The organism is Aeromonas sp. Marseille-Q5825, from assembly GCF_946892685.1.
Taxonomy (GTDB): domain Bacteria; phylum Pseudomonadota; class Gammaproteobacteria; order Enterobacterales; family Aeromonadaceae; genus Aeromonas; species Aeromonas rivipollensis.
In genome coordinates, this window is sequence record NZ_CAMPOU010000001.1 from 1,217,061 (window position 1) to 1,233,815 (window position 16,755).

The window sequence follows — 16,755 nt, forward strand, 5'->3', positions numbered from 1 at the left end:
AGTGACCTCCATCGACAGCACAGCTGTTCAACCGACAACCAAATGGAGTTTCACCATGGCCAATATCCTCGTTCTCAAGTCCAGCATCCTGGGCCAGTATTCCCAATCCAACGCCCTGATCGACGGCTACCTGGCCGAACGCCAGGGTGACACTGTCACCGTGCGTGATCTGGCAACCCTGAACCTGCCGGTGCTCGACGGCGAGCTGGCCATGGGCCTGCGCGGCGGTGAAAACCTGAACGAGCGTCAGCTGGCCGTGCTGGCCCAGTCCGACGAGCTGGTGGCCGAGCTCAAGGCGAGCGATCTGGTGATCATCGCGGCCCCCATGTACAACTTCAACATCCCGACCCAGCTGAAGAACTGGATCGATCTGGTGGCCCGTGCCGGCGTGACCTTCCGCTACACCGAAACCGGCCCGGTCGGCCTGGTGGAGAACACCCGCGCCCTGGTGGTCAGCCCCCGCGGCGGCCTGCACCTGGGTAACCCTACCGATCTGGTGACCCCCTACATGCGCACCGTGCTGGGCTTCATCGGCATCAACGAGGTGGACTTCATCTACGCCGAAGGCATGGGCATGGGTCCCGAGGCGCAGGCCAAGGGCATAGAGCAGGCCAAGGAGCAGCTGGAAACCCTGGCATACTGATGCCGTGACGTTTGCCTGCTCACCCAGGTCCAGAAACAACAACGCAGCCATCAGGCTGCGTTGTTGTTTTCAGATGGCGGGGCGCCAGTCTTCAATCCCAGATGAAGCGACGGCAGCCGCTGCCGACCAGCAGGCAGACCGCCACCAGGGATCCCAGCAGCAGGCTGCTGAGCCACTGCTCCGTACTCTGGGGCAGATGAGGGGAGAAGAGGCCGATCGTGAAGAGGGAGCTGATGATGATCAGGCTGGTCTGTCGGGTCAGGATCATGGTGTCGTCCTTGGCTGATGGTGAGCAAATTAAGGCTAACCGCCGTCTGTGACAGCCTGATGTATCCATACCTCAGGCCCAGGGTCCAGCGGGGTTGCCTCTCACCTTAGCAGTTTTTGCCGCCACGGCCAGCGCCACGAGACAGCTTGTGATCCGGATCCCTATCTGAACTGCTTTTGATCAGGCTGGTAGTGGAAATCGCCGCCGGCCAGCCGCGCAGTCAGGGCCTCCTTGTCGAGATCCTGCGCCCGGCAGAGATCGTCCAGATCGGCGTAATGATCACGAAGCTGCATGTTGACCAGGCTCAGCAGCATGTTGATGTCCATGGTGGCAAAGCGGGTCAGTGTCATGATTGTTGCTCGCTGTCCAGCAGGTGGAGTTGTTCTATGGCGTCGCTCACGCTTTGCAGATGAAGCCGTATGCTCTGGCGCGCCTCGGCAGGCAGATAGTCTGTGAGGGTGTGCTGCCAGCTGCCCGCTTCGGTCTTGAGCTGCTGGAACAGGGTGAGCCCCGCCGGGGTGAAGGAGACCAGACTGATGCGCTTGTCCTGGGCGCTGCTCTCGGTGAACAGAATGCCCTTCTCCACCAGGCGGTGGATCTCGCGGGAGATCCGCACCTTGTCCATCCCGCTCGCCTCCACCAGCTCTTTCTGGCTGATGGGGTAGTGGGGGCCAAGCACCATCATCAGGCGCCATTGGGGCACCGTCAGCTGGTACCGCTGCTGGTAAAACTGTTCAAAGGTATCGCGCACCATTTCAGCGGCATGGACCAGCTGATAGGGGGGATAGTGCGCGAGCAGCTCTATGATCTTCGACATATGACATCCTGCTGTGACGGCTGCATCGGGTGCAGTTTCTCTTGATACTTTGACCTTGATGATACGTAACACAAGGGCATTTGTCTGAACGGGCACCAGAAAAATGTGCGTTTGCGCACGTGTTGCGTCACGGATCCGGCAACCAGGGTCTCAACTGGCCTTGCTGTTTACACTTTTACGCAGCCAGATCAAGGCATTATGAGCAAGCCAGGCCTCGCGGCTCTGGATCGCATAGAGCGCGGCCTCGTCGCGGCTCCCCCCCTGCCAGTGGCGGGGCTCCTGCTTTGGCAGCCTGCGCTGGCCCAGCAGGGTGGCGGGCACATGGGGGTTGGCGCCAAGGGCTGCGGCCAGATGGGGCTGCGCCGCCTGCTCGCCTTCGGTGGCAAACACCATCAGCGCCTTGTTGTAGCGCAGCCAGCAGGAGGCTTCATTGAAACGCACCAGCAGGCCCTGCAGGGCGGCCCAATCCCCTTGCCAGGCATAGAGGCTGGAGAGGGGATGGCGACAGCCCGGCTCGTCGGCCAGACAAAGGTCGAGCAGGGCCAGGTATGCCTGGCGCGCCTGCTCCTGCTGCCCCAGTCGCAGCAGGCAATCGGCCCGGCCCGCCTGGGCCGCGATCAGTGGGCGGGCCTCGGGGGCGCTCCAGCCGCGGCCTGCGTGTTGCTGCCAGAAGGTCTCGTCGAACAGGGGGCTGGCATCGGCGATGATGCGCTCAAACCAGGGGAGGCGGGCGAGGGGATCGCGGCACTGCGCCGCCAGCTCGAACCACTGCTGCCACTGGCGGGTCTGTTCGTTGTCGGGAAGCGGTTCTTCTTCATGCCGTGTCCCATCCTGATCCAGCGTCAGCAGGAGGTTGAGGGCCGTCTTCATCTGCTGGCGCTGACGCTTGCAAAAATCCAGGAAGGGCAGCTCGCTGGCCGCGGCCTGATGCAGCATCTGGGCCATGGGCCTGTCACGGAACAGGCAGAGCTCGGCCACCAGGCTGAAGCGGTGCCGGGTGGCGGGATCGTTCAGATCCGTCGGCGTGGGCCAGCGGGCCACCCCCTGACTGAAGCCGTAGCTCCACTGGCCGAGGGGGTGGCTCTGCTCGAATACCTGCTCTGGGGTCTCGTTAGAGAGCCGGCACTGGCTCGGCAGGACCAGCTGGGCGTCGTCGGCCTGGACCTCCAGCTCGGCGATCAGGTGATGCAGCGCCTCGGCACTCTTCTCGTCAAGCTCGGCCTCATGGGGCAGCAGCCCGGCCAGGGGATCTTGCCAGTCAGGGGCGGTCGGCCCCGTCAGACGGGCGCAGAGAAAGCCGTGCAGGGCCGGGTAACTCATGTCCTGCTGGCTGTGGCTCTGGATCCATTGATTGAGATGACGGGTTCGAGTGGCTGGGTTCATCGACGCTTCCTCTGGATTTGACGGCCGCGAAGTCTACCTAAAAGTGGGGTTATTTGCAGCCAAGGGGCGACCGAGTGCTGCTAATATCGCCAGTACGGGGCCGCCCCGAGGTGAAAATCCTGTGGGGGGACGGGCAAGGGACTAGGTCCTGTCACGGCTCTGGGGTAACATGCGCGCCTGCATGAAAAAACCTGAGCCCTTGTCCTCCCTCAGCCGACGACAGGGGCGATGCGCATTATTACGGGCCATGAACTGCAGGCCCATCCAGATATTGAAAGAAGAGATCACCATGTTACAGATTGGCAAGATGAACACCCTCACCGTAGTCGAGCTCGAAGATCGTGGCGCCTGGCTGGCCGCGGGGGAATATGGCGAGCTGCTGTTGCCCAAGCGTCAGCTGCCGGAAGGCGTTGCCGAAGATGGCGAGGTGTCCGTCTTTCTCTATCTGGACGCGGATTGCGAGCCGGTGATCACCACCGACAAGCCCTTTGCCATGGTGGGTGACATTGTCGGCCTCAAGGTGGTCAACGCCAACAAGATCGGCGCCTTCCTCGACTGGGGCATGAAAAAGGATCTGTTCGTGCCAAGCCGCGAGCAGAACAAGCCGATGCAGGTGGGCCATGTCTACCTGGTGCACCTGATGCTGGACAACGAGGGACGCATGGTGGGCACCAGCCGCCTCGAGCGCTTCCTGCGCGTCGATCCCCCCTTCAAGGCCGGTGACGAGGTGACTGCGCTGCCGGGGGAACACACTCCCCTCGGCATCAAGGCCGTGGTCAACGGCCAGTACTCCGGCATGCTGTTCAAGAACGAGGTGTTCGGCCGCTTGATGACGGGCCGACCGCTGACCGCCTGGGTCAAGCAGGTCCGTGAGGATGGCAAGCTGGATCTGACCCTGCAAAAACCGGGGCAGGATCGGATGGATGATGCCGGCGGCCGTATTCTCACCCGCTTGCAGAAGCAGGGCGGCAGTCTGGCGGTGGGGGACAAGAGCGAACCCGAGCTCATCTACAAGATGTTCAACATGAGCAAGGGCACCTTCAAGAAGGCCATAGGCGGGCTCTACAAGCAGGGCAAGATCGTCATCGAAGACAACTGCATCACGCTGGTTGCAGCAGAGACCAGCTCGGCCCAGGACGGCGAATAAGGTGCCGAGTCCCTGCATCGGCGACTGCCGGGCCAAGGATGGACTTTGCCTCGGTTGCGGCCGTACCCTGACCGAGATAGGCCAGTGGTCCGCCATGGACAGCGAGGCCCAGCTGGCCCGCATGGCCGAGCTGGATGGCAGGCGCAGCACTCATCAGTGCCCGGGATGCGGCGAGCCGGCGTTTTGCGCCGTCTCCGCCGGTGAACCCATAGAGCGCTGCTGGTGCAGCCAGCTGCCTCCCTTGCCCATGAGCGAGGCGAGCGCCTGCTGGTGCCGCCGCTGTCTGGCCAAGGCCATAGCGGCTCGCCCCTGAAGGGGTAAACCGCAGAGACGAAAAAGGCGCCAGGGGCGCCTTTTCTTATGCCTGTTGCTGGCGGTGCCAGCGAACATGGACCTCGTGTTCGCTCTGATCCCGGGGCAGCAGGAAGGTGGCGTAGATCACCTCGAACTCCTCCTGATGATCCAGCAAGCCGACCCACACCTCGGCCCAACGCTCCATGTCGACCGGCACGCCGAGCTCGGTCGACCAGTCGGCGTTGGGCAGGGTCGCCTCGACGGCGCCACGCTGCTCGAATTCGAGGGTGATGTCGACGATTTGTTCGGGGGCCAGCATGTCGGCGGCCTGCTCCAGAAACTGATCATAGGCCCACTCGACCAGCTGATCCGGGCTACGTTGTTCCATGAAATCACTCCAGATACGTCCAGGTTCGCCACTTTAACAATTATTGGGGATGGCGGCCAGCGCGTGAGGCTGGCAACCCCGTGCTGTCAAATGGCCGAAACAGGGGATAAGGTTAACAGAGCCGCCGCCATCGGGCGGCATGATGAGGCATCTGGGCAGCATGAAGCGACGACAGTACAGGCGGCAGATCAAGCGGCGACGGGAGACCTGGTGGTGGCACTATTTGCCGTTGCACCGGGAGGTCATCGGCGGCCATCTGGGGCCGGCCTCCGATCCCGTCGACGAACCTAGCCGGCCTCGTGCACCCGGTTCAGGGTGACCTGGCCGAGCTGACTCATCTGGCGGCGGATCCAGGCCGAGCGCTGCTGCACATAGGGCGAGGGGGGCTTGACCCGGTAGCGCCAGGGATTGGGCAGGGCGGCGGCCAGCAAGGAGGCCTCGTAGCGGGTCAGGCGCGCCGCCGGTTTGCCGAAGTAGTGCCTGGCGGCGGCCTCGGCGCCATAGATGCCGGGCCCGAACTCCACTATGTTCAGGTACACCTCGAGGATGCGGGACTTGTCCCAGCCCAGCTCCATCAGCAGGGTGAACCAGGCCTCTATCCCCTTGCGCAGCAAGCTGCGATCGCTCCACATGAAGAGATTCTTCGCCGTCTGCTGGCTCAGGGTGCTGGCCCCGCGCACCCGCCGGCTTTGCTGGTTGTGTTTGAGGGCCGAGCTGATGGCATCCATGTCGAAGCCGTTGTGATCGGCGAAGCGCTGATCCTCGGCGGCTATCACCGCCAGTTGCAACTCCCGCGAGATACGCTCGAGGGGCACCCAGTCGTGCTTGACCTCGGCCACCTTGGCGGGCGGAAACAGCGCCCGCTCGAGGCGCCAGGTCCACATGGGGGGATCGATGAAGCGCAGCAGCGCCACCGAGACGATGGAGCTGACCAGCGCCGCCAGCAGCAGCTTGCCGAGCCAGCCCAGCAGGCGCCGCCAGCGCGTCGGTCTCACGGGCTCAGGCTCTGAGTCCCACTCATAGTGACCGGGATCGTCGGGATCCGGAATTATTGGGGCAGCCATTCGATGTGGCAGAACTTCTCGTCGACACGGCGGGAGAGCAGCATGCGGGCAAACAGGTGCTCATACTCTTGCTCGGCATTGCCAAGGCCAACCCAGATTTCGGCGTACTCGGCATCGCTCACGGCAAACCCCACGTCCGCTTCCCAGTCATCGGCGGGGTCGGTTTCCGCCAGCAGACCCCGATCGTTGAAGGCCTGGTTGAACAGGGCTATCTCCTGCTCGGGCAGGTTGTCCGAGGCCAGCTCCATGAAGAGTTCGAGGGCGGTATCGAGCAGTTCCTCGACGCTGTGCATTTCGTCATTCAAAGACATAAGACCTGTATTCCAGATGAGGGGGAGAGGTCCCGTCGGCAGGGCCGAGGGGGCGGGCAGTATTCTAGCTGGCCCCGCACGCCTTGGCGAGATGCCTCTGCGCCGGGCAATAAAAAACCGGATCCTGCTACAGGATCCGGTCTTCATTGAGGGAAGGGGTCACGCATGGGGCGTCAGCTCATCCCTTCTTGTCATCGGCGAAGGTGATGTTGAGCTCCAGTACCGACAGCTCGTCACTCTTCTTATCGAGCTGGACGGTGATCTTGTCCGGATCGATCTGCACATATTTGCGGATCACATCGAGGAGGTCCTGCTTGAGCTGGGGCAGGTAATCCGGCCCCCCTCTGGATGAACGCTCGTGCGCGACAATGATCTGCAACCGCTCTTTGGCCAGTTGTGCGGTGTTTTGTTTCTTGTTGGAACGAAAATAATCCAATAATGACATGTTTAACTCCCGAACAGTCGGCTAAAGAAGCCCTTCTTTTCTTCTTCCAGAAAACGAAAATCCTTGGTGTCACCCAGCAGGCGGGCAACGGCGTCCTCATAGGCCTGACCGGCATCGGACTCCTTGTCCAGAATGACCGGCTCCCCCGAGTTGGAGGCGCGCAGCACCGCCTGGGACTCCGGGATCACCCCGAGCAGTTTGATGGCCAGGATCTCCTGCACATCCTGCACGCTCAGCATGTCGCCACGGCTGACGCGAGTCGGGCAGTAGCGGGTCAGCAACAGGTGCTCCTTGATGGGGTCTTCCCCGCGCTCGGCACGGCGGGACTTGGAGGCCAGGATGCCGAGGATGCGATCCGAGTCACGCACGGAAGAGACTTCCGGGTTGGTGGTGACGATGGCCTCATCGGCGAAGTAGAGCGCCATCAGCGCGCCCGACTCTATGCCGGCCGGGGAGTCGCAGACGATGTAGTCAAACTTCATCTCCGCCAGTTGATCCAGGATCTTCTCGACCCCTTCGCGGGTCAGCGCGTCCTTGTCCCGGGTCTGGGAGGCGGGCAGGATGAAGAGATTTTCGCAGCGTTTGTCCTTGATGAGCGCCTGGTTGAGATTGGCTTCACCATTGATCACATTGACGAAGTCATACACCACGCGCCGCTCGCAGCCCATGATGAGATCCAGATTTCTAAGGCCAATGTCAAAATCGATGACCACTGTCTTGTGGCCACGCTGAGCCAAACCGGTGCTCAGGGCCGCGCTGGTTGTGGTCTTGCCAACGCCACCTTTGCCCGATGTAACGACTATGATTCGCGCCATTCTCGCTTCCTTGTAACTCTATTTGATACGGTCTATACGGAGTTGTTCGTTGTCCAGCCGGATATGGACCGGCTCTTGTATCAGGCCTGCCGGCAGAGCATCGCTCAGCTGGAAGGTGCCAGCGATGGAGAGCAGCTCGGCCTGCAATTGTTGGCAATAAATACGGGCCCTGGTGTTGCCCTTGGCCCCGGCGATGGCTCTGCCACGCAGGGCACCATAGATATGGATGCTGTCGTCGGCGATGACTTCGGCGCCCGGACTGACCGAGCCCAGCACCACCAGCGAGGTGCCGGCGGCATAGAGCTGCTGGCCGGAACGCACTGGCCCGATGTGCACCTTGCTCGGCACCAGGGGGGCCGGCTCTGTGGCCGGGGTCTCGGCAGAGGGTGGGACTGGTACGGGTTGTGGCTCGGGCTCCACCTTGCGGCTCTTGCCCGACACCATGACCGCCAGCCCCGCCGCCTTGGCCGCCGTCTTCATCGCCTCATCGCGCGCCCCCGTGATGCCGACCAGCACGAAGTCTTCCGACTCGACCAACTCCCTGAGTTGCTCGAAGTCCGGGATCGCAGCCAGTCGCTCCACATTGATGACGAGGGGGGCGCAATTAAAAAACTGGGGGGCCAGCGCGACCTTGGCCGCCAACAATTGACGGATCCGCGCCGGATTGCCATCGCTGAGATGCAACACAGAAATAGTGAAGGTAGTCCCTTTCAATTCGTTATCGCGCTCAACCATGAATCTTCCCCGAACCGAGACGGTAATACGTTATTGTTATTCAATTCCTGATGTTATAGTTTGCCACCATCAGAGGCAATAAACCCGTCGGATTATATCAATTTCCATGTTGTGTGCAGTCTATAAAAGTCGCAAAAAAGCCGAGACCTATCTTTTTATTGAAAGAAGAGAGGATTTCTCCCGTGTGCCAGAGGCACTGATGAGTACCTTCGGTCGTCCCGAGCTGGTCTTGATGACCAAGCTGGACCCGGCCAAGCCCTTGGGGATCGCCTCGACCGAGCGCGTGATGGAGGCGCTGCAACGGCAGGGCTTCTATTTGCAGGTCCCCCCACCGCCGGAGAATTTGCTGGAGCAGCACAAGGCGCAATTAAAGGCCTCGGCCTGATGCAGGGTCGGTTGGCGCTGTTATTGCTTGGGGCGCTATTAAGCGCGCCGCTGCAGGCCAGACCCGACTTTGCGCAGTATGTGGCCGGGCTGCGACAGGAAGCGCTCGCGGCCGGGATCCCGGCCGCCACCCTGGACGCCGCCTTTGCCGATATCCGGATCATCGAGCCGGCCATCAAACACGATCAGAACCAGCCGGAATTTAAACTGACCCTGGATTCCTATATTCCCCGTGCCGTGCCCCAATGGAAAGTCAAGCAAGCCCGCGCCTTATATCGCCAGCATCTGCCGCTGCTCACGAAAATAGGCGATGAATATGGGGTGCAGCCCCGTTTTATTGTCGCCTTGTGGGGCATAGAAACCAATTTTGGCAAACTCACCGGTAATTTCCCGCTGATCTCCTGCTTGGCGACCCTGGCCTGGGAAGGGCGACGGGAAGCCTTCTTCAAGGATCAGCTGTTCGATGCCCTGCGCATCATAGAGCAGGGGCACGTGAGTCCCGCCGCCTTCAAGGGCTCCTGGGCGGGGGCCATGGGGCAGGTGCAGTTCATGCCCTCCTCCTTCCTCAAATACGCGGTCGATCAGGATGGGGATGGCAGGAAGGATCTGTGGGGCAATCTGGCGGATGTGTTTGGATCGGCAGCCAATTATCTGCACCAGAACGGCTGGCGCGAGGATGAAACCTGGGGACGGCGGGTGAGGGTACCCGACTCCCTCAAGCCCGCCCTGTTTGGCCTGGAGCAGCGCAAGCCGCTCCAGGCCTGGCAGGCACTGGGGGTGCGGCAACTGGATGGCTCACCCCTGCCGAAGGCCGACATGCAGGCCTCCCTCATCCGGCCCGATGACGTCCATGGCCGCAGTTATCTTGCCTATGACAATTATCGGGTGCTGCGGCACTGGAACCGCTCCCCCTATTTCGTGGTGGCGGTCGGCACCCTGGCGGATCGGATAGTGGAATAAAAGTGGAATAGAAGAGCGGAGTCAGTGCGGGATAAGAGCGGAATAAGATGGTGGGGAGGTCGCCGAATAAGATAGCAAATTCATCCCTCCCCACTTTGACCCCTGACGGATGAATTGCCCCCTTCCTCTTTATTCTTCATGTCAGTGCGTCTGCCCCTGAAAAAATGGCAGAAAAAAGGCGGGAATCTCTCCCGCCTTTTTTGCATCTGTTGTTTGCCGCTTATTCGCAGGCAACCTGCATCACCTTGATGGCCAGGCCACCGCGGGAGGTTTCACGGTACTTGGAGTCCATGTCCTTGCCGGTGATGTACATGGTCTCGATGACCTTGTCCAGGGAAACACGGGGCTTGGAGGTACGACGCAGGGCCATGCGGGAGGAGTTGACCGCCTTCATGGCGGCGATGGCGTTGCGCTCGATGCAGGGCACCTGTACCTGGCCGGCGACCGGATCGCAGGTCAGACCCAGGTTGTGCTCCATGCCGATCTCGGCCGCTTCACACACCTGCTCCGGGCTGCCGCCCATGAGTTCAGTCAGGCCGGCGGCGGCCATGGAGCAGGAGACACCCACTTCACCCTGGCAACCCACTTCGGCACCCGAGATGGAGGCGTTCATCTTGTAGAGCATGCCGACGGCGGCGGCGGCCAGGTAGAAGCGGGTGTATTCGTCGCGGCCGACCGGCTGGATGAACTTGTCGTAGTAGGCCAGCACGGCCGGGATGATGCCTGCGGCGCCGTTGGTCGGGGCGGTGACGACGCGGCCACCGGCGGCGTTCTCTTCACTCACCGCGAGAGCGAACATGTTGACCCAGTCAACGATGCTCATGGGGTCGTTGGAGAGATGCTCGTTGGTGGTCAGCTGACGGTAGAGGGGAGCGGCACGGCGCGGCACCCGCAGCGGGCCGGCCAGGACACCCTCGGTGCGGCAGCCGCGCTCTATCCCTTCACGCATGGTGGTCCAGATCTTGCCGAGCTTCTTGTAGATCTCTTCCGGGGTGTTGAAGCACTTCTCGTTCTCCAGCATCAGGGCGGAGATGGAGAGACCGGTCTGGCCGCAGTGGGCGAGCAGCTCGGCGGCGCTCTTGAAGGGGTAGTTGACGGTCATGTCGCCGCTGTCGGCCTTGCCGAAGCTCTCTTCATCGACGATGAAGCCACCGCCGATGGAGTAATAGGTCTTGCTGTAGATGGCCTCGTCTTCGATGAAGGCGGTCAGCTTCATGCCGTTCTCGTGCAGGGGCAGAGCCTCGTCATGGAACACCATGGCGCCTTTCGGGAAGCTGACGGTGTGGCAGTGCAGGCCTATGGGCAGACGACCGGTCTGCTCGACCCGGGAGATGAATTCAGGAATGCCGTCGATGTCGACATTTTCCGGCAGGTTGCCGGCCAGCCCCATGATGATGGCGGTGTCTGTGTGGTGGCCTTTGCCGGTCCAGGAGAGGGAGCCATAGACGTCAACCTGGATCCGGGTGATGTCACGGATCTTGCCGCTAGCACGCAGATCATCCACGAACTGTTTGGCTGCTTTCATCGGGCCGACAGTGTGGGAAGAGGAGGGGCCAACACCGATTTTGAAGATATCAAAAACGCTGATCATGTAACAATTACCTCAGGGTAGAAGGGGGCGCCATGCCCGCTCGCAGAAAGGGTGATCCATGGGACGGGTCTGTCGTCACAAAGGCCAGGGAACCAGATAACCGCAGTGTAACGGCTTCCTGCCTAAAAAAAGTTGAAATAGATCTATTTTTGTTGAATTCACGGCGCGAGTATAAAATTTATTTTGATGGTTATCCATTTTGTTAAGCGCAAGGCAAACGTTTTGCGAAAAAATACCCGGCCAGGCCGGGTATCTGAGGGTCATCTGAGGTCGTGTTTACCCAGGCTTAACATTCGGTGATGTTGACGGCGAGGCCGCCGCGGGCTGTCTCCTTGTACTTGGTCTTCATGTCGTTGCCGGTTTCCCACATGGTCCTGATCACCTTGTCCAGGGAGACCTTGTGCTCGCCTGTGCCACGCAGGGCCAGGCGGGCGGCATTGATCGCCTTGACCGCCCCCATGGCGTTGCGCTCTATGCAGGGCACCTGTACCAGGCCGCCGATGGGATCGCAGGTCAGCCCTAAGTTGTGTTCCATGCCGATCTCGGCGGCGTTCTCGACCACGGCCGGGCTGCCGCCCTGCAGCTCGGCCAGGGCGCCGGCGGCCATGGAGCAGGCGACCCCCACTTCTCCCTGACAACCCACCTCGGCCCCCGACAGGGAGGCGTTCTTCTTATATAAGATGCCGATGGCGGCGGCGGTGAGGAAGTACTGCATCAGCAGCTCATCATCCACCTTGCGCACGAAGCGATCGTAATAGTGCAGCACGGCGGGGATGATGCCGGCGGCGCCGTTGGTGGGGGCTGTCACCACCCGGCCACCGGCGGCATTCTCCTCGTTGACGGCCAGGGCAAACAGGTCCACCCACTCCATCACCATCAGGGGATCCTTGTTGAAGTTGGTCTCGCCACAGAGCTGGCGATAGAGGGCAGGGGCGCGGCGCTTCACCTTGAGCCCCCCCGGCAACACCCCCTCGCTCCTGCAACCGCGCTCGACACAGCCCTGCATCGCCTGCCAGATCTTGCGCAGGCCCGCCTTTATCTCGGCTTCGCTGCGAAACACCTTCTCATTGGCCAGCATCAGTCCCGAGATGGAGAGGCCGCTCTCCTGGCAGTGGGCCAGCAGCTGGGCCCCGCTCTCGAAGGGGTAGGGAACGGGGTGGGCGGCATCGAAGCGGGCGGCCTCTTCCCGGGCGTTGGCGAAGTGGCTCTCCTCTATGATGAAGCCGCCACCGATGGAGTAGTAGGTCTGCTCGAACAGCAGGCTGTCGCCCGCGAAGGCACGCAGTGTCATGCCGTTGGAGTGGGCGGGCAGGGTCTTGCGCCGATTGAAGAGGATGGCACCGACGCGGGGGAACTGGCTCGGTTGCTCCCCTCCCAGGCGCAGGGTCTGGCTGTGCTCTACCTGATCGAGGAAGGCGGGGATGGCCTCGATGTCCACGGATTCGGGTTCAAAGCCGGCCAGCCCCAGGATGATGGCCTTGCCGGTACCATGCCCCTTGCCGGTCTGGCCGAGGGAGCCGTAGCACTCGACCACGACGCGTTCGGTGCGGGAGAGGAGTGCACTCTGCTTGAGGGTGTGCACGAAGGCGCAGGCTGCCCGCATCGGCCCCACAGTGTGGGAGGAGGAGGGACCAATCCCGATGGAAAACAGGTCGAAGACACTGATCATGACGTACTCCGATTATGGATTTCGTCTAAACATTGTAAATTTTTTGTAGTCGATGAAAAGGGGGGAAGCAACAGCCTGTGATGGCGGTGTGGAAATGGGGCAAAACAGGGGGATCAGGGGCGCCAGGAGGAGCGGATCTGCATCTCATGGCCCCCCTGCGGGGTTATCAGTCGAGGAACTCGCACAGGTAGGCGGTGGCTGTCTTCACTTCCAGCTTGAAGGAGGAGTGACCGGCCACGTCGAAGGACTCGCCCTGATGGTAGCTGTGCCACTCGTCTTCATCGGCCAGTTGGATGCGAAGGACGCCCTTGACCACCGTCATCCGCTCCGGGGCGGCGGTGTTGAACTGGTAATCACCCGCTTCCATCACGCCGACCGTGGCTTTCTCGCCTTTTTGCTCGAAACCGATAGATTTAACATTTCCGTCAAAATATTCGTTAACTTTCAGCATCTTTTCTTCCCTGTATGCACGTTTGCAAAGCCAAAGTAGCACATTATTTTGGCGATTGTCATGGTGAAATAGGGGTAAAACGGTGAGTTTCTTGTGGGTCTCAACTTTGTGAAAAATCATAAAAATTCGTTTCGTTCAGGGATCTCGATGTTAAACGGGTAATAAATATGAGATAAAGCGCGCCGCCAGAGCAATGGAGAGGATTTGACGCTCTGGGTGGTCATTTACGCTGCAACAGTGTGAGTAATTGCTTAATAAAGGAACATTCTGTGTTGACAAAAGGATTAATTAAAAATATCGGCTTCCAGGTTGTGGTCGCCATGATCCTGGGGGCGCTGGTGGGTGCCCTCATGGGTGAGCAGGCGACCGTCTTCGCCCCCCTAGGTACGCTCTTCATCCAGCTGATCAAGATGCTGGTGATCCCGCTGGTGGCGGTCGCCATCCTGTCCGGGGCCGCCAATCTGGGGGCCAGCCCGGCCGCGGGCAAGATAGGGGTGACCACGCTCGCCTTCTTCCTCGGTACCTCCGCTCTGGCGGTGCTGCTGGCGCTGGTGATGGGTCAAATCTTCAAGCCCGGTGTCGGGGTCGATTTCGGCTCCACCGCCGCCATGTTTGCCGGTGACTACGCCGACAAGGGCGCCCTGCCAGACGCCGTGGCCACCCTGCTTGGGATGATCCCGACCAATGTGTTCAGCGCCCTGAACGAGGCGAACATACTGCAGATCCTGGTGTTCTGCATGTTCCTCGGCATAGCACTGGCCAAGCAGCCCCGCGAGCGCGCCAAGCCGCTGGTGGATGGCCTCAACACCCTGGTGGACGCCTTCGTCTGGATGATCAACAAGGTGATGCTGATTGCCCCCATCGGGGTCTTCGGCCTGATGGCCGATGCCATCGGCACCTATGGCTTCGACGTGCTGACCCTGGTGCTCAAGCTGTTCGTGGTCTATGTCGCCGCCATCCTCATCTTCGGCTTCGTGGTCTACCCGCTGCTGATCGCCTTCTTCTCCAACACGCCGGTACGCAAGTACTTCTCGGCGATGAAGAAGCCGCAGATCGTGGCCTTCTCCACCGCCTCGTCCATGGCGACCCTGCCGGTCAACATGGAGACCTGCGAGCACGATCTGAAGGTGACCAACGCCACCGCCTCCTTCGTGCTGCCGCTGGGTGCCACCATCAACATGAGCGGCAACGCCATCTATTACGGTCTGGTGGCCATCTTCTTCGCCCAGGTCTACAACATCGATCTCAGCATGGGTGCCTGGGCGGCCATCATAGTCACCTCGACCTTGGGTGCCATCGGCCAGGCCGGCGTGCCGGGCCCGAGCTTCCTGGTGGTGGCCGTGCTGCTGGCGGCCGGCATCCCCATCGAGGGGCTGCCGCTGCTGTTCGCGCTGGATCGCCTGTTCGACATGATACGTACCGCCCTCAACATCACCGGCGATGCGGCCTGCGCCATCATAGTCGATCGCTACAGCCCGGATTACGATCCGAACCGCTGGAGCAAGGAAGCCTGAGACCAGGCTCACTGCCATGAATGACAAGAGGGAGGCGCAAGCCTCCCTCTTTTTATTGTCCTCGGACCGGCATGGTCGTTCTTCCCTTGCCCATTCAGGGGGTCAGCTGGCCCAGCGCCTGCCGACAGCGCTGCTCGGCGGCCTCCAGCTCCAGCAAGACCATCTGGATGTCTTCCAGCTGCTGCTGCAGGGTCTCCCGCTTGTCGGCCACCAGCCCCAGCATGGTCTGCAACTGGGAGCGGCTGCTCTTGTCCGCGTCATAGAGATCGAACAGCTCCCGGATGTCCGCGAGGCTGAAGCCCAGCCGTTTGCCACGCAGGGTCAGCTTGAGGCGCACCCTGTCCTGGCGGCTGTAGATCCGGGTCTGCCCCTGGCGCGTCGGGTTCAGCAGTCCCTGATCCTCGTAGAAACGGATACTGCGGGTGGTCACATCGAATTCACGGGCCAGCTCGCTGATGCTGAAGGTCCGGGCGTCATCCTTGGATTTGGTCATAGGGCTGTCTTGGCTGTCATCTGGTTGTCAATGCAGGCTGGCACCTTACCCAAACGTCAACTTCCCCGCAAGTCTTGTTCCGGGGACGACGGCGGCATATGTTATCCCAATGTAACAAGGAGAGTGCGATTGATGGATATAGTGATTGTGGCGGCCAAACGTACCCCCATGGGGGCCTTTCAAGGGGCCTTGAGTGCCCTGAGTGCGCCCCAGCTTGGCGCCTGCGCCATCCGCGCCGCCCTGGCGGCGGCCGGGATAGACGCAACTCGGGTCGATGAGGTCTATCTGGGCAATGTGCTGAGCGCCGGGGTCGGGCAGGCACCGGCCCGTCAGGCGGCGCTCAAGGCCGGGCTGCCGGACAGCGTGCCCTGCACCACCATCAACAAGGTGTGCGGCTCCGGCATGAAGGCGGTGATGCTGGCGGCAGACGGGCTGCGGCTGGGGGAGGTGGATGTGGTGGTGGCGGGCGGCATGGAGAGCATGAGCCGGGCCCCCTATCTGCTGGACAAGGCGCGCAGCGGTTTTCGCATGGGCCATCAGAGCGTGCTGGATCACATGTTCCTCGACGGCTTGCAGGATGCCTACGAGGGGCACCTGATGGGCCACTACGCCCAGCTGAGCGCGGACAGGGCCGGGCTGACCCGGGCCGACATGGATGCCTTCGCCATCGCCTCCCTGGAGCGGGCCCTGGCGGCGCAGCGAAGCGGCGCCTTCGGGGCAGAGCTGGCGCCCGTGATGGCGGCAGACACCCTGCTGCTGGCCGATGACGAGCAACCGGGGAAGGCCAGGCCCGACAAGATACCGACCCTGAAACCGGCCTTCAGCAAGACGGGCACCATCACGGCGGCCAATGCCAGCTCCATCTCGGACGGGGCGGCGGCACTGGTGCTGATGAGGGCCGAGACCGCCGAGCGCCTGGGCTTGCCCGTGCTGGCCAGGGTGGTGGGATACCAGAGCCATGCCGCCCTGCCGGCGGAGTTTACCAGTGCCCCCGTGGGGGCCATCGACAAGCTGCTGGCCCGGGTGGGCTGGTCGGTGGAGGAGGTGGACCTGTTCGAGGTGAACGAGGCCTTCGCCATGGTGAGCATGCTGGCCATGGCGGGGTGCCAGATCCCCCATCACAAGCTGAACGTGAACGGGGGCGCCTGCGCCCTGGGTCATCCCCTGGGCGCCAGCGGTGCCCGCATCCTAGTCACCCTGATCCATGCCCTGCACACGCGGGGCCTGCGGCGAGGGGTGGCGAGCCTGTGCATCGGCGGCGGGGAGGCGACCGCCATGGCCATCGAACTGGGCTGAGGAGTCGCACCCAAGGCGATTGCCGATAAATGCACAACGTCCCTCACGCAGGGACGTTGTCATTTTCGGGGAGGGATAGGTGACAGC

21 protein-coding genes are annotated in these 16,755 nt (G+C 61.7%); 7 read left to right on the plus strand and 14 right to left on the minus strand.

Annotation, left to right across the window (positions count from 1 at the left end; translation table 11 throughout):
• The first annotated feature begins 55 nt into the window (after positions 1–55).
• A complete protein-coding gene (locus tag OC537_RS05610) occupies positions 56–643 on the plus strand; it encodes an FMN-dependent NADH-azoreductase (RefSeq protein WP_162520161.1) in 588 nt (195 codons plus the stop codon).
• Between the two features lie 91 nt (positions 644–734).
• On the opposite strand, the gene OC537_RS05615 is transcribed toward OC537_RS05610, so the two are convergent.
• The 4 genes from OC537_RS05615 to OC537_RS05630 all read right to left on the minus strand — a co-directional run bounded on the left by OC537_RS05615 (position 735) and on the right by OC537_RS05630 (position 3,111).
• A complete protein-coding gene (locus OC537_RS05615) occupies positions 735–911 on the minus strand; it encodes a hypothetical protein (RefSeq protein WP_262110142.1) in 177 nt (58 codons plus the stop codon).
• 161 nt (positions 912–1,072) lie between these two features.
• Entirely contained in the window at positions 1,073–1,261 is a 189-nt protein-coding gene (locus OC537_RS05620; protein WP_106886871.1) for a DUF4250 domain-containing protein, read from the minus strand.
• The gene (locus OC537_RS05625) at positions 1,258–1,728 is read right to left on the minus strand and encodes a MarR family winged helix-turn-helix transcriptional regulator (protein ID WP_005331665.1); all 471 of its coding nucleotides are present in this window, start codon (positions 1,726–1,728) and stop codon (positions 1,258–1,260) included. Before OC537_RS05625 ends, OC537_RS05620 begins: the two co-directional genes overlap by 4 nt.
• 150 nt (positions 1,729–1,878) lie before the next feature.
• A complete protein-coding gene (locus OC537_RS05630; RefSeq protein ID WP_262110145.1) occupies positions 1,879–3,111 on the minus strand; it encodes a YecA family protein in 1,233 nt (410 codons plus the stop codon).
• A 271-nt stretch (positions 3,112–3,382) separates the two neighbouring features.
• On the opposite strand from OC537_RS05630, the gene OC537_RS05635 reads away from it, so the two are divergent.
• Together OC537_RS05635 and OC537_RS05640 are read left to right on the plus strand one after the other, a co-directional pair.
• Positions 3,383–4,258, plus strand: coding sequence for a S1 RNA-binding domain-containing protein (locus tag OC537_RS05635; RefSeq protein ID WP_106886869.1), 876 nt, complete (start codon positions 3,383–3,385; stop codon positions 4,256–4,258).
• A gap of 1 nt (position 4,259) precedes the next feature.
• Positions 4,260–4,571, plus strand: a complete 312-nt coding sequence (locus OC537_RS05640) for a DUF1289 domain-containing protein (RefSeq protein WP_106886868.1) — start codon at positions 4,260–4,262, stop codon at positions 4,569–4,571.
• 45 nt (positions 4,572–4,616) lie between these two features.
• Here the strand turns inward: OC537_RS05640 and OC537_RS05645 are convergent, their stop codons facing one another.
• From OC537_RS05645 to minC, 6 genes are all read right to left on the minus strand, one after another.
• Complete coding sequence (locus OC537_RS05645) at positions 4,617–4,940, minus strand: HI1450 family dsDNA-mimic protein (protein ID WP_005331685.1); 324 nt, start codon at positions 4,938–4,940, stop codon at positions 4,617–4,619.
• Between the two features lie 287 nt (positions 4,941–5,227).
• Positions 5,228–5,935 (minus strand): monofunctional biosynthetic peptidoglycan transglycosylase, encoded by a 708-nt coding sequence (gene mtgA / locus OC537_RS05650; RefSeq protein WP_106886866.1) that lies wholly within the window; start codon positions 5,933–5,935, stop codon positions 5,228–5,230.
• A gap of 53 nt (positions 5,936–5,988) precedes the next feature.
• Positions 5,989–6,315 carry an HI1450 family dsDNA-mimic protein gene (locus OC537_RS05655; protein ID WP_041205707.1) on the minus strand — a complete coding sequence of 109 codons (327 nt, stop codon included), beginning with the start codon at positions 6,313–6,315 and terminating at the stop codon, positions 5,989–5,991.
• Positions 6,316–6,493: 178 nt separating this feature from the next.
• Positions 6,494–6,760, minus strand: coding sequence for a cell division topological specificity factor MinE (gene minE / locus OC537_RS05660; RefSeq protein ID WP_005311265.1), 267 nt, complete (start codon positions 6,758–6,760; stop codon positions 6,494–6,496).
• Between the two features lie 2 nt (positions 6,761–6,762).
• On the minus strand, positions 6,763–7,575 hold the full coding sequence (gene minD / locus OC537_RS05665; RefSeq protein ID WP_262110156.1) for a septum site-determining protein MinD: 813 nt from the start codon (positions 7,573–7,575) through the stop codon (positions 6,763–6,765).
• A gap of 18 nt (positions 7,576–7,593) precedes the next feature.
• Positions 7,594–8,310 (minus strand): septum site-determining protein MinC, encoded by a 717-nt coding sequence (gene minC, locus OC537_RS05670; protein ID WP_262110158.1) that lies wholly within the window; start codon positions 8,308–8,310, stop codon positions 7,594–7,596.
• A gap of 106 nt (positions 8,311–8,416) precedes the next feature.
• Between minC and OC537_RS05675 the strand changes: the two genes are divergently transcribed.
• Together OC537_RS05675 and OC537_RS05680 are read left to right on the plus strand one after the other, a co-directional pair.
• Positions 8,417–8,695, plus strand: coding sequence for a YcgL domain-containing protein (locus OC537_RS05675; RefSeq protein WP_042654852.1), 279 nt, complete (start codon positions 8,417–8,419; stop codon positions 8,693–8,695).
• Positions 8,695–9,654, plus strand: coding sequence for a lytic transglycosylase domain-containing protein (locus OC537_RS05680; protein WP_262110163.1), 960 nt, complete (start codon positions 8,695–8,697; stop codon positions 9,652–9,654). Before OC537_RS05675 ends, OC537_RS05680 begins: the two co-directional genes overlap by 1 nt.
• A 220-nt stretch (positions 9,655–9,874) precedes the next feature.
• Here OC537_RS05680 and OC537_RS05685 read toward each other — a convergent pair whose 3' ends face one another.
• From OC537_RS05685 to OC537_RS05695, 3 genes are all read right to left on the minus strand, one after another.
• Positions 9,875–11,245: an L-serine ammonia-lyase gene (locus tag OC537_RS05685; protein WP_025326890.1), complete on the minus strand. Its 1,371-nt coding sequence runs from the start codon at positions 11,243–11,245 to the stop codon at positions 9,875–9,877.
• Positions 11,246–11,531: 286 nt separating this feature from the next.
• Entirely contained in the window at positions 11,532–12,914 is a 1,383-nt protein-coding gene (locus tag OC537_RS05690) for an L-serine ammonia-lyase (RefSeq protein WP_106886862.1), read from the minus strand.
• Between the two features lie 166 nt (positions 12,915–13,080).
• Entirely contained in the window at positions 13,081–13,365 is a 285-nt protein-coding gene (locus OC537_RS05695) for a pyrimidine/purine nucleoside phosphorylase (protein WP_162520159.1), read from the minus strand.
• Between the two features lie 269 nt (positions 13,366–13,634).
• Between OC537_RS05695 and OC537_RS05700 the strand changes: the two genes are divergently transcribed.
• The gene (locus OC537_RS05700) at positions 13,635–14,879 is read left to right on the plus strand and encodes a dicarboxylate/amino acid:cation symporter (RefSeq protein ID WP_111912704.1); all 1,245 of its coding nucleotides are present in this window, start codon (positions 13,635–13,637) and stop codon (positions 14,877–14,879) included.
• A 94-nt stretch (positions 14,880–14,973) separates the two neighbouring features.
• Here the strand turns inward: OC537_RS05700 and OC537_RS05705 are convergent, their stop codons facing one another.
• Positions 14,974–15,372: a MerR family transcriptional regulator gene (locus OC537_RS05705; RefSeq protein WP_005325128.1), complete on the minus strand. Its 399-nt coding sequence runs from the start codon at positions 15,370–15,372 to the stop codon at positions 14,974–14,976.
• Between the two features lie 132 nt (positions 15,373–15,504).
• Here OC537_RS05705 and OC537_RS05710 point away from each other — a divergent pair, with 132 nt between their 5' ends.
• Entirely contained in the window at positions 15,505–16,668 is a 1,164-nt protein-coding gene (locus OC537_RS05710) for a thiolase family protein (protein WP_262110170.1), read from the plus strand.
• The last annotated feature ends 87 nt before the right edge of the window (positions 16,669–16,755 follow it).